The following is a 17654-nucleotide window of genomic DNA, read 5'->3' on the forward strand; positions in this document are numbered from 1 at the left end:
AATTAGTCCTTAAAATTAGGTTGTTGGTCGAAGTTTTAACCATTCTTTAACATCTTACTTCTCAAAAAATATTCAATTTGCACTCTCAAAAATTAGGCGTAGAAATCAAGGTTTTAAAAATATTTATATGGAAGAAAATACAACGACTTTAGACATTAGAGCGATAAATGAAAAAATTGAAAGAGAAAGTGCTTTTATAGACCTTCTTACAATGGAAATGAACAAAGTTATTGTGGGTCAGAAACATATGGTCGAGCGTCTATTGATCGGATTACTTGGACAAGGGCATATTTTATTGGAAGGAGTTCCGGGACTGGCAAAAACTTTAGCCATCAATACGCTTTCACAAGCGGTTCAAGGATCTTTCAGCCGTATCCAGTTTACGCCAGATTTATTACCTGCCGATGTTATCGGAACCATGATTTACAACATTAAAGCAAACGAGTTCTCTATTAAAAAGGGACCAATTTTCGCCAATTTCGTACTTGCCGATGAGATTAACCGTGCTCCGGCAAAGGTTCAATCTGCGTTATTAGAGGCGATGCAAGAGAAACAAGTTACTATTGGTGACACTACTTTCAAATTGGATCGTCCGTTTTTAGTATTAGCTACACAAAACCCGGTTGAGCAAGAAGGAACTTACCAATTACCTGAAGCACAAGTTGACCGTTTTATGTTGAAAACCGTAATTGACTACCCAAAAATTGATGAAGAGCGTTTTGTAATTCGTCAAAACTTAAAAGGATCTTACGAAAAAGTAAACCCAGTGGTTTCTGTTGAGCAGATTTTACGTGCGCAAGAAGCCGTTCGTGAAGTTTACATGGACGAAAAAATTGAGAAATATATTCTTGATATCATTTTCGCTACACGTTACCCAGAAAAATACAAATTAGCCGATTTAAAACCGCTTATCAGTTTTGGAGCTTCTCCTCGTGGAAGTATCAACTTGGCTAATGCTGCTAAATGTTATGCTTTCATCAAACGTCGTGGTTATGTAATTCCAGAAGACGTTCGTGCAGTTGTTCACGATGTTTTACGTCACAGAGTTGGAATCACTTACGAAGCAGAAGCAGAAAACATTACTTCTGTAGACATTATCAACAAAATCGTTAACGAGATTGAAGTACCTTAAAAAGTTGATGGTTGATAGTTTTTTGTTGATGGTTCATACGCCATCAACCAACAACCATAAACCATAAACCAAACAAAAAATGGATACAAAAGAGCTTTTAAAAAAAGTACGGAAAATAGAAATCAAGACCAAAAGACTGAGTAATCATATCTTTTCGGGAGAATACCACTCTTCATTTAAAGGACGAGGAATGACGTTTAGCGAGGTGCGTCAATACCAATACGGAGATGATATTCGTAACATCGATTGGAATGTAACCGCACGCTACAACGAAGCTCACGTTAAAGTATTTGAAGAAGAACGCGAATTAACCATGGTTTTAATGGTTGATATTTCGGGTTCTGAATCTTTTGGTTCTAAAAATCAATTCAAGAAAGACATCGTAACCGAAATTGCGGCAACGATGGCTTTTTCGGCTACACAGAATAATGACAAAATTGGTTTAATATTATTTTCTGATACAGTAGAATTATATATTCCGCCAAAAAAAGGACGTTCGCACGTGCTTCGCATCATTCGTGAATTGATCGAATTTGAACCAAAAAGTCACAAAACAGACATTGCTCAAGCTTTGAAGTTTTTGTCTGGAACTCAAAAAAAGAAAGCCATTATTTTCATGATTTCCGATTTCATGTCTGATTCTTATGAGCATACTTTAAAAATTGCTTCTAAAAAACATGACATTACGGGTGTTCGAGTATACGATATGCGCGAAGAAAAAATTCCAAATTTAGGAATGGTTTCCATGCTGGATTCTGAGACAGGAAAAATACAATTGGTTGACACAAGTTCTAAAACTGTCCGTCTGAATTACGAAAAACATTATCAAGAAAAATTGAATTATTTTAAAGATACATTCCGTAAATCTGGAGCAGGAATTGTCAACACCAGAGTTGACGAAAATTATGTAACTAAACTATTAGGCTATTTCAAATCACGATAAAAATCTGGCAATTTTGATTAACAAATCAAAAATCGTTAATCTAAAACCAACAATCGTTAATCAAATGAAATTTAAACTTTATATATTTTTATTGCTTTTTTCTACTATGATTTTTGCTCAGCAGAAACAAGTAGAAACGAGTATTGACACCACCAAAAATAAGATTGGTGCTGAGTTCAAACTGACCCTTAAAACAGTTGTGACTTCAACAGCAAAAGTTGAATTTCCAAAACTTAAAAACATTGGCCCGTTAGAAGTTATCCAGTCTTATCCTATTGATACGGTTAAGAAAGATGCCACTAATTACGAACTTATAAAAAAATATGGTCTAACTCAGTTTGATTCTGGCCGATATACAATTCCGAGCATCAAAATTTTAATTGATAAAAAACCTTTTTACTCTGATTCTATTAAAGTTGAAGTTGCCGCTGTGAAAGTCGATACTTTACAGCAGAAAATGTACGACATCAAAGATATTGCTTCTGTTGATGAAGGAATGGGAAATTGGTGGATTTACCTTTTAATTGTTTTAGCTATTCTAGGAATTGGAGCTTTTGTTTACTGGTATGTTAAAAAACGTCAGCTGAAAAAAATCGAAGAAGAAGTTTATAAAACTCCTATCGAAAAAGCGACTAGTTTGTTAAATAATCTGGAACAAAAAGAGCTTGTACAAAAAGGTGAAATTAAAGAATATTATAGTGAATTAACCGATATTGCCAGAAATTATATCGAAGAAGCAATTAATATTCCGGCGATGGAAAGTACGACTTCTGAGTTAATTGCTGCAATTAGAGACGCTTCTACTAAAAAGAAAATGACGCTTACACCAGAAACAGTTGAAAATCTGGAACGCGTTTTACGTCAGGCCGATTTAGTAAAATTTGCAAAATCTAAACCGCTTGATTTTGAAATTAAAGAAGATAAAAATAAAATTCAAAAAGTAATTTTAACTCTTGACAATGCTATCCCAACTGAAGTTCCAGAAGACATTGAAGATCAGTTATTGAACGAAGCGCAAAGACAAAAGCAAATTCAGGCACAACTAAAAAAACAGCGTAATGCAAGAATTGGTTATTCTGTTGCAGCTATCATACTTTTATTGTTTGCTACAACAACTTTCTTTGTTGTTACCAAAGGTTTCAATTACGTAAAAGACAATATTATTGGTCATCCGTCTAAAGAATTATTAGAAGGCGAATGGGTAAAAAGTGCTTACGGAAATCCAGCTGTTCTTATAGAAACACCAAAAGTTTTAAAAAGAATGGATGCAGAAAAAGTACTCCCAAAACAAACTATGGCATTAATTAAAGAAATGCAGCTGTTTGCATACGGAAGTATGATTGATAATTTCTACATTACGGTTTCTACAACTAAATTTAAACAGCCAACTGATATAGATTTAGCTAAAGCTCTTGAAGGATCTTTAAAAGTAATGGAAGCTCAAGGGGCACAAAATATAATTGTAAAACAAGAAGATTTTCAAACTAATGAAGGTATTCAGGGTGTAAAAGGTTACGGAACAATGTCTATTTTGAACCCAGCGACTAAAACGAGCACGAAAGCATATTATGAATTACTTCTTTTCAAACAAGATCAAGGTTTACAGCAAATCCTGATTTTACATGAAGAAGGTGACACTTATGCAAATGACATCACAACCCGAGTATTAAATTCTGTTGAACTTCAAAGAGCAGGCAACTAATGAGCAAGATCAGTTTTTTAAATCCAGAATTTCTTTGGTTGTTTCTATTAATTCCGATTGCGATAATCTGGTTTTTCTGGAAACGCAACCAGCAGTCGGCTACCTTAAAAATGAGTTCGACAACAGGGTTTCAAAATAGCGAATCATTTTGGACAAAGTTCAAACCTGCTCTATACGTTTTCAGAGTTGTTGCTTTGTGTTCGTTGATTATAGCATTAGCTAGACCAAGAACAGTTGATATTAGCAACCAAACTAAAACTACAAAAGGAATTGATATTGTTATGGCAATTGACGTTTCTGGATCTATGCTGGCAAAAGATTTAAAGCCAAATCGTATGGAAGCTCTGAAAAGAGTTGCTGCAGATTTCGTTGAAGAAAGACCAAATGACAGAATCGGATTGGTTTTATATGCTTCTGAAGCTTATACTAAAACTCCAGTTACAAGCGATAAAGCAATTATTTTAGAAGCTATAAAAGGAATCAAATACGATAATGTTTTGCAAGATGGAACTGGAATTGGAATGGGATTGGCAACTGCTGTAAATCGTTTGAAAGACAGTAAAGCAAAAAGCCGCGTTATCATTCTGCTTACCGATGGTGTAAACAATGCTGGATTTATCGAGCCAGAAACCGCTGCTGACATTGCAAAACAATACGGCATAAAAGTTTACACAATTGGTCTTGGAACAAATGGAATGGCAGAATCACCATATGCGTATGCACCAAACGGAGGTTTTTTATTCAAAATGCAAAAAGTTGAAATCGATGAAAGACTGATGAAAAGTATTGCCCGCAAAACAGACGGAACATACTTTAGAGCCACAAGCAACGATAAATTAGCAGAAATATACAACTCGATTAATAAACTGGAAACAACAGAAATTCAAGAATTGAAATTCTACGATTATGATGAAAAGTACAGAGCTTTTGTGTTATTTGCAGGCTTTTTGCTGTTATTAGAAGTTGGATTAAGAAATACGGTTTATAGAAGCTTTATTTAATATTTTAGTCGCAGTCACAGTTTAGAAAACTGCGACCGAAAACCGCGACTGAGAACTAGAATTAAAAAATGGAATTAGACGAAAAAAAATATTTATATCTCTTACTACTTATCCCAATTGTGGTGTGTATTTTCCTTTTCAATATGTATTGGAAAAGAAGAACACAACGCGAATTTGGTGATTTGGAAATGGTTAAAAGGCTGAGTCCTGAGAAATCAGTTTTTAAACCTGTTTTAAAAATCGTAGTAATTCTTTTGGCACTTACCTGCTTGATTATCGGTTTGGTAAATCCAAAGATTGGAACTAAAATGGAAACCGTAAAACGAGAAGGTATTGATATTGTTTTTGCTGTCGACGTTTCTAAAAGTATGCTTGCAGAAGACGTTGCTCCTAGCCGTCTGGACAAAAGCAAACAGTTGGTTTCTCAGATCATTAATAATTTAGGAAGCGATAGAATCGGAATTGTAGCTTATGCAGGAAGTGCTTTTCCCGTTTTACCTATTACATCAGATTATAGCGTTGCTAAAATGTTCTTGCAAAGCATGAGTCCAGGAATGGTTTCATCTCAGGGAACATCTTTGGATGAAGCGATTAGATTGTCTTCGACTTATTTTGATGAAAAAAGCAAAACCAGCAAATTATTAATTCTAATTTCTGACGGTGAAGATCATTCTGAAGGTGCAGCTGCTGCTGCGGAAGAAGCCAATAAATTAGGAATGAAGATTATTACAATTGGTGTTGGAACAGAAAAAGGAGGAACAATTCCGTTAAAGGAAAATGGCGTTGTAAGAGGATATCAAAAAGATCAAAACGGAGAAACGGTAATCACCAAATTAAATCAAGAAGGTTTAAAAACGATTGCCAAAGCAACAAAAGGCGGTTACGTTTACGGCGGAAGCACTAAAGAAGTTTTAGAATATGTAAAAAATGCTTTAAACAATATTCAAAAAACAGAGTTTGAAGCTACACAAATGGCCGAATTCCAATCGCAGTTTCAATGGTTTATTGGGTTTGCCTTTTTATTACTGTTCCTAGATATTTTCTTATTAGAGAGAAAAACAAATTGGATCAAAGAGTTGGATTTATTTAACGAAAAGAAATAAATGTTCAGATTAAAATTCGGGACAGAAAACAAAATTAGAATGAAAAATTTACTTCTTTATATTTTACTAACGGTTTCTTTTGCAGTTTCTGCGCAAGAAAAAGACAAAACATTGCCCGCTGGTAATGAAGAATATAAACAGAATAAATTTGTTGATGCTGAGGCAAACTATAGAATTTCGGAATCAAAATTTCCTAAACGATCAACAGCGCCATATAATTTAGGAAATACCATTTATAGACAAAATCAAGTTTCGGAAGCAAAATACGCTTACGCCAAAGCGATAAAAAATGCCAAAACAAGACCTGAAAAACACAAAGCTTTTCACAATCTTGGAAATGTTTTCATGAAAGAGAAAGATTATACGCAAGCAGTTGAAGCTTACAAACAGGCATTACGTAATGATCCAACCGATGATGAAACACGTTACAACTATGCTTACGCAAAACAAAAATTAAAAGAAAATCCTCCGAAAAACGACCAAAATAAAGACAAGAATAAGGATAAGGACAAAGACAAGGATAAAAATAAAGACAAAAACAAAGATCAAAATAAAGACAAGGATAAGGATAAAGATAAAAAAGACGACAAGGGCGATAAAGACAAGGATAAAAAAGATGGTAAAAACGATCCTAAAAAAGACGACAAGTCTGACAACCAAGGAGAGCCAAAACCACAACCTGGAGGAATATCAAAAGAACGTGTTCAGAATTTGTTAGATGCGGTTAACAATGAAGAAAAGAAAATTCAGGACAAAGTAAACGCTCAAAAAGTAAAAGGTAATCCTAAAAAAACAGAAAAAGACTGGTAAAATAATTTGAATCGTTTAATCGTTAATTTGTTTATTAGAAGAAATATTCAAAAGACGATTAAACGATTAAACGATTAAACAGTTAAATAACAACGATTAAACATTAAATGAAAAGATATTTAATTCTATTTCTACTCACTTTTCAAGGACTTATGGCTCAAGTACAATTTGAAGCCAGAGTCAGCAAAAACACGCTTGGAGTAAACGAAAGACTTCGCATAGATTTCATCATGAACGTTGACGGAGACAATTTCGAACAACCTTCTTTTGAAGGTTTCAAACTTGTTGCAGGGCCAAGTCAGCAGATTAGTCAGTCTTGGATAAATGGACGAAGCTCTTTTCAAAAAATCTATTCGTATATCTTACAGCCTGAAAAAAAAGGTGCTATCACTATTAAACAGGCGGCAATAGAATTCAACGGCCAGATTTACAAAACAAATCCAATAAAAGTTACGGTAACTAATGCCGTGGCTCAAGAAAGAGATCCAAACGACAGACCTCCAGGATCTGGAAATGAGTTATTGACTCTTGTTGCTGAAATTTCAAAAACAAATCCGTACCTAAACGAACCAATTACGGTTGTTTACAAATTGTATTTTAATAATATTGGAGTAACTGGTTTTAAAGAACTGGCAAAACCAAAATACAATGATTTTTGGAATCAAAACATTGAGATCAAACAGCTTGCAATTGAGGAAGGTAATTTCCAAGGACAAAGATGTTATTATGTGATCTTGAAAAAAGCGATTTTATATCCGCAAAAATCTGGAAAACTAACAATTGAACCTCTTTCACTCGATATTGGGGTACAATTACCAACAAATCGTCGCGACATGTTCGGCCAGATGATTACTGTTGAAGACAATAAAGTAGTTTCTGCTGGAGCAAAAACAATCAATGTAAGACCACTTCCTGAGAGCACAAAACCAGAAGGATTTACTGGCGCTGTCGGCAGACTTAATTTTACAGTAACACCTTCGAAAACAACACTTAAAAATGGCGAAAGTCTGGATTTAATTGTCAGCGCTCAAGGAACAGGAAATATGAAGTTATTTACGCTTCCAAAACCTGTTGTGCCAAATGCACTTGAAATGTATGATCCAGTTCATGACGAAAATGTAACAACGTCATTGAGTGGAATGTCTGGAAGAATTACAGATAAATACACGATCATTCCGCAATACAGAGGAAAATATGCAATAAAACCAATGCAGTTTTCTTATTTCGATTTGAGTACAGGTACTTATAAAACCATTACTTCTAAGGAAATTATGGTTGATGTTTTAGACGGACCAACACCTGCTGAAGCAAATACGGGAGAGAAAGCTTCTAAAAATGCAATTGCAAAAACAGATCAGTTTAGACACATCAGAACTAGAACGGCTTTAATTCCTCTTGCAAAAAATGATTTCTATGGCTCGAATTTGTATTTAGGTTTACTGCTTGCTCCATTTGTTATCATTCCGCTAATTATTTTAGCTAGAAAAAGAAAAGAAGCTATTGATAGTGATGTTACTGGAAATAGAATTAGAATGAACAATAAGCTGGCGAAGAAATACTTATCGCAAGCGAAGAAACATCTTAACAATAAAGAGCCTTTCTATATCGCACTGGAGAAAGCAATGCATAATTTCTTGAAAGCAAAACTGCATATTGAAACTTCAGAAATGAGTAAAGACAATATTAGAGAATTACTGTTATCTAGAAAAGCTAATACAGAAACCGTTCAGAATTTTATTGCCCTAACTGAAAACTGCGAGTTTGCACGTTATGCACCAGCATCAAGCGCTTCGATTCAGCAGGATTATGATAAAGCGGTTATGATTATTTCTGAATTAGAAAAACAGATTGCTTAATTTTTTTTACCGCAAAGTTCGCTAAGAAAATTGATTTAGATTGAGTCGAATTTAAGTTCGCAAAGTTTATAATCTTATTATAATAGAAAATGAAAAACATATTATATCTCTTTTTATTAATTTCGCAGGTTTTCTTTGCGCAAGGGCGCTTTGAATCGGCTAATGCGTTGTACCAAAAGGGACAATATAAAGAAGCTGCGCAGGTTTATGAAAACATTATAACAGAAGACAAATTACATTCTGCTGAAGTGTATTTTAATTTGGGTAACTGTTATTACAAACTAAATCAGGTTGCGCCTTCGATTTATAATTATGAAAAAGCTTTGGTTCTTAAACCAAATGACCCAGAAACTTTAAACAATTTAAAATTTGCTAAAAAGCTAACGATTGACGAGATAAAAGAAGTTCCTAAAGTGGGGTTTGCAAAACTAATTCAAAACTTTACTTCTATTTTTGATTACAATACTTGGGCTAAAATTTCTATTGCGCTTGGTTTTGTATTCTTATTGAGTTTTATTAGTTATTATTTTTCAAACGCTACACTTGCAAAAAGAATTTATTTTGTTGGGATGTTTATTGTTTTGGTTGCTTTTGCTTTAAGCATTTCAGCTGGAATGTCTGAAAAAAACCATTTTGATAATGATCGTGTTGCTATCGTTTTTTCTGAATTAAGCCAAGTCCGACATGAACCTCAAAAATCTTCAAATGGAATTATTTTATTGCACGAAGGAGCAAAAGTTTATGTATTGGAAAGTGTTGCAGGTTGGAAAAAAATCGAATTAACAGATGGAACACAAGGCTGGATAGAATCTTCGACAATAAAAGAAGTAAAATAAAGTTTTAAAATATTCAAATATAGAAATCCCAAATTCCAATCTTACTTTGGAATTTGGGATTTTTTCATTTTTGAAATTTGAATTAATTTACGGCATCAACCAATCTTACAAACTCAGATCTATATCCTTCTTCGTCATTTGACAAACCAGATTTTGCTAATCTTTTGATATCCGAACTTGAACTGTTTGCTATATATTTTGATTCACGCAATTTTAATCCGAACCAAGAAACAGCAGTTGTAAATTTGAAATCTTGAGAACTATTTTCTAAGTCCGTTTTCTTGTCTGCAATAACATTTACAATTTCAATACTTTTGTTGCCATCAGGTTTTTTATACCTAAATTTTACTGTAGCCAACTCATCGCTATGATTTCCAGCCACTTTTGGCGTTTTAGTGTATTTTAGATCCGAAGGAACATAATCGCTTTCTACACCCGCAGGAACAATCTCGTACAAAGCCGTAACCGAATGTCCGCTGCCTAATTCTCCCGCATCAATTTTATCATTTTTAAAATCTTCTGCATTTAATTTTCGGTTTTCATAACCGATCAATCGATAAGCTTGAACATGATTCGGATTAAATTCGATTTGGATTTTTACATCTTTCGCGATAGCAAACATTGATCCTTTAAATTCTTTTCCAAGAAAACGATTTGCTTCTTGAATGTTATCGATGTAAGCATAATTCCCATTTCCTTTATCAGCAAGAATTTCCATTTTACTGTCTTTGTAATTCCCCATTCCAAAACCTAGAACAGTTAAGAAAACACCCGATTCTCTTTTTTGTTCAATCAATTTCAGCATATCATCATCAGAAGAAGCTCCAACATTAAAATCACCGTCAGTAGCTATCACTACTCTATTGTTTCCTTCTTTGATAAAATTCTGCTGTGCTAGTTTGTATGCTAGTTCAATTCCTTCTCCTCCTGCAGTGCTTCCGCCTGCGTGTAAATCATCAAAAGCATCCATAATTTCGTCTTTATTATCACCAGAAGTTGGTTCCAAAACTACTCCCGCAGATCCTGCATAAACCACAATCGAAACTTTATCAATGCTTCTAAGTTCTTTTACCAAAACTTTCATCGATTCTTTCAGCAACGGCAATTTATTCTGTTCATCCATCGAACCAGAAACGTCAACTAAAAAAACCAGATTAGAAGCCGGCAAATTTGCCATTGGAATGTTTTTTCCCTGCAAACCGATCTTTAACAATCGGCTGTTTTTATTCCAAGGACAATCACTGTATTCTGTGTTAATGGAAAACGGATGCTCACCATCTGGCTGTGGATATTTGTATTTAAAGAAGTTGATCATTTCTTCAACACGAACTGCGTCTTTTGGAACTTTCTGTCCTTCGTTTATAAATCGGCGGATATTGGTATACGATGCATTATCAACATCGATAGAAAAAGTAGATAAAGGTTCTTTTAGCGGAGATTCAAACGGATTCTCTTCTAATTCTGCGTAGCTTTCTGTATTGGCCTCTGGAATGTAATTTTCCTCTTCGACTAAATCTGTTGTTACTGCAACCGCAGTAGAATCTGCAGTCTCCACTGCAGAGTAATCAGCTTTCTTACAGCCGAAAATAGTAAATACGAGGAATGCCATCATAAAGAAATTAAGATTTCTCATAAAGTAAGTTTTTAAAAAATTAATAAAAGGTTATAGGCTTCAAATAAGGACTAGCATTCCGGATTTACTAGAGGCGATTATTTGCATTTTGTCGAGTATCAAAATCGTGCCAAATTTTTTACAAATATTTTTCTTACCTGAAAATAAAATGAGAAACCCTTATTTTAAAGGTGTTTCTAGCTGAAAATATTTTTTTGATTTCTGTAAAATGAGAAATGTGAGAAGTGAAATGTAATCCTATCTTTTTGTCCATACAGAATTGTAGAGACGCACCGCAGTGCGTCTACGTCCAGCATATCCACAACGATTGTATTAGATGTACTGAAATGAATATTTATTTTTTGCCACAGATTTTAAGGATTAATCATTTGGAATCTTTTTAATCTTTGGTATTGTTTTTTACATCCAATTAATCGGCAAACGTTGTGTTAGACGCACTGCGGTGCGTCTCTACAGTCTCTACAGTAAAATGAGGTGTAAAAAAAATGTGTTTTTTTGCAGTTAAATTAAAACTGATAAATCTTCTCTGGCGTAACGCAATAATCCAATTTGATATCAGATTCAAAAACATCATCAATCTGGTTTACCGCTTCAAAGAATGAAAGTCCAATTTTGATAGTTTCAGGTTTGCATTCGGCAAGGAATTTATCATAAAAACCTTTTCCGTAACCAATTCGGTTTCCGTGAATATCAAAAGCTAAAAGCGGTGCAAAAACCACTTCCACTTTAGACGAAGGAACTTCAATTCCGTCAACTGGTTCAGGAATATTGTATTCGTTTTTTCTGATTTTAGTATTATCCGTTAAAAGAAAATGCGTCATTTTTCTGGTTTCGAAATCACTTTTAGAAACTAAGATTTCTTTATCTTTTCCAGAAAGCAAATGCAGAACAAATTCTGTATTGACTTCTTTATGCTCTTCGATAGGAAGAAAAACATGGTAATAAATTTTATTCCAAATGGGCATTTGGATTAATTGGTTTGCAATTGCCAAACTCTTTTCTTCTACTTCATCAAAAGAAAGAGCTTTACGGAAATTTTTATATTCTATTCGAAGTTCTTTTTTACTCGTCGGCATTGTCTGGGACTTTAGATAAATGATAAATTGCATCGCCTTCGTAAACAATTGGCGAATGATTGGCATTAATTACAAAACCATCATGTGGAGCTTTGACTTTTTGCTCAAATTTCCCAAACGGATCTGTAATAATAGCCAAGATAGTCCCTTTGGTTACATATTTTCCAACCAAATTAAAATCGTGCAGCAATCCCGAACATTTTGCGCGAAGCCAAACCGATTGTTTAATGTAAATTGTAGGAGTTAAGGCAGGTTCCATAATTTGTTTAGAATCGAGCATTCCTAAATAATCAAGCAAACGTTTAGTTCCCAAAACGCCTTGATTTGCAATTTCGTTATTGATATCTAAAGATTTTCCCCCTTCAAAAAGCAGCATATTCACGTTGGCACTTTCAGAAGTTTTTCTAAAAGACCCATTTATGTTTTTAGAATAAAGCGTAAAAGGCGCATTAAAAATATCAGCCAGAACTTTCAGTTCAGGATTATTTTCGGTGATTCTGATTTGCGGCGCGTTAAAACGGCTTGCGCCACCGGCATGAAAATCGACAGCATAATCTAAAATTGGCAGAATTTCTTCTACAATATGATACGCAAATCGACTGGCAAGCGAACCTTTTTTACTTCCTGGAAAAACACGATTCAAGTCGCGTCCGTCTGGAAACTCGCGAGATTTATTCACAAAACCGTACATATTGATCACAGGAATGCAGATTATTGTACCGCGAGCTGGTCTATTTATTTTTTTACTGATTATCTGACGGACAATTTCAACACCATTAATTTCATCACCGTGAATTCCCGCAGAAAATAAAACAGTTGGGCCTTCATGCTTGGAACGGCGTACAATAACAGGAATATTTAGTTTTGTTGTAGTATGAAGCCGAGCAATTTCGACGTTTATGGTTCTGTGTTCTCCCGGCAAAATCGATTCGCCGAAAATAACCAATGGAGCACTATTTTTCATGTAGAATTATAAAATCTAAATATAGAAATTATTCTTTTGATTTTGTAAATTTGAAACTAATTCAATGTTAAGCTTCTTTTAGAAATCGGAATGGTTTTTGAAAAAAGCTTTTCGAGTATCTTCAGACATAAAAAAAGAATGCAAAAACCAGCCTTAGATCTTCAAATTTTAACTTTACCAGATAATCCTGGCGTCTATCAATATTATGATAAAGACGGGAAAATCTTGTATGTGGGAAAAGCTAAAAATTTAAAAAAAAGGGTTTCTTCTTATTTCAATAAAATTCATGATACTGCCAAAACTAATGTATTGGTAAAAAAAATCGTGACTATAAAACACATCGTAGTCCCAACAGAAACCGATGCGCTTTTATTAGAAAATAATTTAATTAAAACACTTCAGCCGAGATACAATGTTTTGCTGCGCGATGATAAAACGTATCCATGGATTTGTATCAAAAAAGAACCTTTTTCTAGAATATTTTCAACTCGAAGAATGGTCAAAGACGGCTCGGAATATTTTGGCCCGTACACCAATTTCAAAACGGTACATACGATTTTAGATTTAATCAAAGAATTATATCCGCTTCGAACTTGTAATTTCGACTTGAGTCAATCGAATATTAATTCAGGAAAATTTAAAGTTTGTCTGGAATATCATATTGGCAATTGCAAAGGTCCTTGTGAAGGTTTAGAACCTTTGGAGGAATACCAAAGACAAGTCAATGCGATTCGCGAAATCCTGAAAGGAAATTTCAAAGAAAGTTTAAAGGATTTCAAAAAATTGATGAACAATTATGCGCAGAATCTTCAGTTTGAAGAAGCGCAAAAAATAAAAGAAAAGATTGAGGTTTTAGAAAACTACCAATCCAAATCGACGATCATTAATCCGAAGATTACCAATGTTGATGTTTTCTCGATCGTTTCTGATGAAAGTGCGGCTTTTGTCAACTTTCTTCAGATTTCGCACGGTTCGATTATTCGTTCGCACACTTTAGAAATGAAGAAAAAGCTGGACGAAAGTGACGAAGAATTATTAGAATTGGCAATTGTAGAACTTCGTGAGCGTTTTCAATTATTATCAAAAGAAATTATCGTACCTTTTGAAATGGATTTGGGAGAAAATATCAAAACCACAGTTCCTCAGCTTGGAGACAAAAAGCAGATTTTAGATTTATCGATTCGAAATGCCAAATTTTATCGAATAGAACAATTGAAGCAATTGCAAATTGTAGATCCAGATCGTCATGTTAATAGAATTATGGCTCAGATGCAGAAAGATTTACGTCTTCCTTCTGAACCTCGACATATTGAATGTTTTGATAACTCAAATATTCAAGGAACAAATCCTGTTGCGGCTTGTGTAGTTTTTAAAGACGGAAAACCAAGTAAAAAAGATTACCGTCATTTTAATGTCAAAACCGTTGAAGGTCCGAACGATTTTGCTTCGATGACCGAAATTGTTTATCGCCGTTACAAAAGATTGCTGGACGAAAATGAACCTCTTCCGCAATTGATTATTATCGACGGAGGAAAAGGACAACTTTCAGCGGCACTAAAAAGTATCGATGATTTAGGATTACGAGGAAAAGTTGCCATCATCGGAATCGCAAAACGTCTCGAAGAGCTTTTCTATCCTGGAGATTCAATTCCGTTATATTTGGATAAAAAATCAGAAACTTTAAAAGTAATTCAGCATTTAAGAAACGAAGCGCACCGATTTGGGATCACTTTTCATAGAGATAAACGAAGTAAATCGGCGCTTAATTCCTCGGTAGAAAGCATTCCTGGAATTGGCGAAAAAACCATGACAACATTAATACAACATTTCAAAAGTGTTAAAAGATTAAAATTAGCCACAGAAAAAGAAATTTCAGACGTTATAGGTGTTTCTAAAGCCAAAAAAATTGTCGATTTTTACAAAACCAATTAAAAATTGTATGCGCCCATTCCAGCTGTCCATTTCAAATACTCGGTCAAAAGGATTTTTTTCTAAGTCCAAAAAAGGAGCTTCTTGGGTCGCTCTTTTTTGGCAAGAAAAAATATCCTTTTGTCTCTCGCAGTTTTCCATTTCCATCTGGGGCGTGACAACACTCTTTTTTGTAATGACCTTTTTGTTTTCGCAAAAATCATTTTCTCAGGAAATAAAAAAAGACAGTGTCAAAAGACCTAAAATTGGATTAGTTTTAAGTGGCGGCGGCGCCAAAGGTTTTGCGCACATTGGAGTTTTAAAAGTTTTGGAAGAAGCCGGAATCAAAATTGACTACATTGGCGGAACCAGCATGGGATCAGTAATCGGCGGACTTTATGCTTCTGGTTACAATGCTTCGCAAATTGATTCCATTTTCAAACAAACCAATTTCGACGAATTAATAAACGATTATATTCCGCGTTCTTCTAAGAATTTTTATGGCAAAAAGAACGACGAATTATATGCTGTCGTTTTGCCTTTTAGTAATTTCAGAGTAGGCATTCCAGAAGCACTTTCAAAAGGAATGTACAATTATAATTTATTGAGCAGTTTAACTAGAAATGTGCGTCATGTTCGCGATTTCAATAAACTGCCAATTCCCTTTTTATGTATCGGAACTAATATTGAAACGGGCGAAGAAGTTTTATTGAATAAAGGAAATCTCGTTCAGGCCATGATGGCGAGTGCCGCTTTTCCTTCCCTATTTACTCCTGTAGAAATTGATGGAAATTTGGTAGTTGATGGTGGTGTGGTAAACAATTATCCAATACAAGAAGTTCGAAATCTTGGTGCTGATATAATTATTGGTGTGGATGTTCAGGATGATTTGATGAAAAGAAAAAACCTGAAAAATGCTACGAGAATTTTGGTTCAGATTACCAATCTGCAGTCTATTGAAAAAATGAAAAGCAAAATAAAAGACACAGATATTTACATTAGACCCGATATTCGTGATTTTGGAGTAATTTCATTTGATAGAGGTGAAGAAATCATCCGAAAAGGAGAAGAAGCTGCTTTTGCTGTTTATGAAAAAATCAAATCATTGACAGATGAAAATAATTTTTATAAAAAACCGAAACTGAAAATTAGCACAGATACTCTTCAAATCCAGAATATTAATACAGATAAATTAGAAAATTATACCAAAGAATATATTCGCGGAAAACTTCGTTTTAAGCCTGGAAGCACTATAACTTACGATGGTCTTAAAACCGGAATCAATAACTTAAATGCTACGCAAAACTTTAGCACTATTTCATATTGTCTTCAGCCAAACGGAGACAAAGATGATCTTGATTTGGTTCTAAGAGAAAATCCGACACAAACTTATTTAAAACTGGGACTTCATTATGATGGTCTTTACAAAAGTGCCGTTTTATTAAATCTTACCCATAAAAAGACTTTCTTAAAAAACGATGTTACCTCTCTGGATATCATTTTAGGTGATAATTTTAGATATGATTTTAATTATTATGTTGAAAATGGTTTTAATATCAGTTTTGGTTTCCGTTCTAGATTGAATCAATTTAATCGAAATGTAACTACTAGTTTGAGTGGCGTTCTTAAAGAGAATCCAAACGTCAACCTTATTAATGTTGACTTTATGGATGTGACCAATCAGGCTTATTTCCAGACTATTTTTGTGCAGAAATTTTTAATGGGCGGTGGATTAGAATATAAGTATCTAAAAATTAGTTCGCCAACCCTTACCAACGAAGACAACATAATTGAAAAAAGCAATTATGTTAGTGCCTTTGCCTATTTAAAATACGATTCGCTAGATGAAAAATATTACCCAAGTTCTGGATTATATTTCTCTACAGATTTGCAAACTTATATGGCATCATCAGATTATACTCAGCAATTTAAACCTTTTTCGATTGCGAAAGCCGAAATATCAGTTGTTAGACCACTATTTAGAAAAGCAACTATAAAATTTGGAGCCGATGCTGGATTTAACATTGGCAGTGACAGTGTTCCGTTCTTTGATTTTATACTTGGAGGTTATGGCTACAACAAAATAAATAATTTTAATTATTTCTACGGATATGATTTTCTAAGTATTGCTGGCAACAGTTATATTAAAACTGATATTAATATTGATTACGAAATCTTAAAAAAAAATCACATCAATTTATCTGCTAATTTTGCCAACTTAGGAGATGATATTTTTTCTTCTGTCGATTGGGTCTCTATGCCAAAATATACAGGATATGCAATTGGTTATGGTTTAGAAACCATCATTGGTCCTATAGAAGTAAAACAATCTTGGTCTCCAGAAATGTCAAAAAGTTTTACGTGGTTTAGTATCGGATTTCAATTTTAGTATTAAAATCGAGAATACTTCAATAAAATCTTCTTATTTTTTTACTTCATAAAATTTATATCAAAAAAAACTAAGTTATTTTATAGTTATAAATAATATAATTTTTATTTTTACTTCGAAAAAATTACGACATTTGTTATAATGAAAACAAATTGGACAGGTTTATTAGAGTATCTTCAATTCCTCATCAAGAGAAATCCTGAGTAATGGCTCTATCGAATTGAAATAATCAGTCAATTGCAAAAATTGAACTGGTTATTATCTCTGCAATTCAAATTTTCGAATTATCTAATTTACTAAT

The 17654-nt window shown here is 33.9% G+C and carries 13 protein-coding genes; 10 read left to right on the top strand and 3 right to left on the bottom strand.

The genetic code is table 11. The annotated features are described in order from the left end of the window. The first annotated feature begins 127 nt into the window (after positions 1-127). From DM444_RS12925 to DM444_RS12960, 8 genes are all read left to right on the top strand, one after another. Positions 128-1132: an AAA family ATPase gene (locus DM444_RS12925; protein WP_017497457.1), complete on the top strand. Its 1005-nt coding sequence runs from the start codon at positions 128-130 to the stop codon at positions 1130-1132. 79 nt (positions 1133-1211) lie between these two features. Beyond that, the gene (locus DM444_RS12930) at positions 1212-2075 is read left to right on the top strand and encodes a DUF58 domain-containing protein (protein ID WP_111287257.1); all 864 of its coding nucleotides are present in this window, start codon (positions 1212-1214) and stop codon (positions 2073-2075) included. 64 nt (positions 2076-2139) lie between these two features. Continuing rightward, on the top strand, positions 2140-3777 hold the full coding sequence (locus DM444_RS12935; RefSeq protein ID WP_111287446.1) for a hypothetical protein: 1638 nt from the start codon (positions 2140-2142) through the stop codon (positions 3775-3777). Beyond that, positions 3777-4778, top strand: a complete 1002-nt coding sequence (locus DM444_RS12940; RefSeq protein ID WP_111287259.1) for a vWA domain-containing protein — start codon at positions 3777-3779, stop codon at positions 4776-4778. The genes DM444_RS12935 and DM444_RS12940 overlap by 1 nt, the downstream gene beginning before the upstream one ends. 68 nt (positions 4779-4846) lie before the next feature. Beyond that, on the top strand, positions 4847-5881 hold the full coding sequence (locus tag DM444_RS12945) for a vWA domain-containing protein (RefSeq protein WP_111287261.1): 1035 nt from the start codon (positions 4847-4849) through the stop codon (positions 5879-5881). 39 nt (positions 5882-5920) lie between these two features. Then, a complete protein-coding gene (locus DM444_RS12950; RefSeq protein ID WP_111287448.1) occupies positions 5921-6691 on the top strand; it encodes a tetratricopeptide repeat protein in 771 nt (256 codons plus the stop codon). A 107-nt stretch (positions 6692-6798) separates the two neighbouring features. Continuing rightward, a complete protein-coding gene (locus tag DM444_RS12955; protein ID WP_111287263.1) occupies positions 6799-8547 on the top strand; it encodes a BatD family protein in 1749 nt (582 codons plus the stop codon). A gap of 89 nt (positions 8548-8636) precedes the next feature. After that, positions 8637-9383, top strand: coding sequence for a tetratricopeptide repeat protein (locus DM444_RS12960; RefSeq protein WP_111287265.1), 747 nt, complete (start codon positions 8637-8639; stop codon positions 9381-9383). Between the two features lie 82 nt (positions 9384-9465). On the opposite strand, the gene DM444_RS12965 is transcribed toward DM444_RS12960, so the two are convergent. The 3 genes from DM444_RS12965 to DM444_RS12975 form a co-directional block, all read right to left on the bottom strand. Continuing rightward, positions 9466-11016, bottom strand: coding sequence for a vWA domain-containing protein (locus DM444_RS12965; protein ID WP_111287267.1), 1551 nt, complete (start codon positions 11014-11016; stop codon positions 9466-9468). Positions 11017-11522: 506 nt separating this feature from the next. Continuing rightward, entirely contained in the window at positions 11523-12092 is a 570-nt protein-coding gene (locus tag DM444_RS12970) for a 5-formyltetrahydrofolate cyclo-ligase (RefSeq protein ID WP_111287269.1), read from the bottom strand. Next, positions 12079-13056, bottom strand: a complete 978-nt coding sequence (locus DM444_RS12975) for a succinylglutamate desuccinylase/aspartoacylase family protein (protein WP_111287271.1) — start codon at positions 13054-13056, stop codon at positions 12079-12081. Before DM444_RS12975 ends, DM444_RS12970 begins: the two co-directional genes overlap by 14 nt. 138 nt (positions 13057-13194) lie before the next feature. Here DM444_RS12975 and uvrC point away from each other — a divergent pair, with 138 nt between their 5' ends. After that, positions 13195-14988 carry an excinuclease ABC subunit UvrC gene (gene uvrC, locus DM444_RS12980; protein ID WP_111287450.1) on the top strand — a complete coding sequence of 598 codons (1794 nt, stop codon included), beginning with the start codon at positions 13195-13197 and terminating at the stop codon, positions 14986-14988. A 172-nt stretch (positions 14989-15160) separates the two neighbouring features. Then, entirely contained in the window at positions 15161-17353 is a 2193-nt protein-coding gene (locus DM444_RS12985) for a patatin-like phospholipase family protein (protein ID WP_239455676.1), read from the top strand. The last annotated feature ends 301 nt before the right edge of the window (positions 17354-17654 follow it).

The organism is Flavobacterium ginsenosidimutans (assembly GCF_003254625.1).
GTDB lineage: Bacteria > Bacteroidota > Bacteroidia > Flavobacteriales > Flavobacteriaceae > Flavobacterium > Flavobacterium ginsenosidimutans.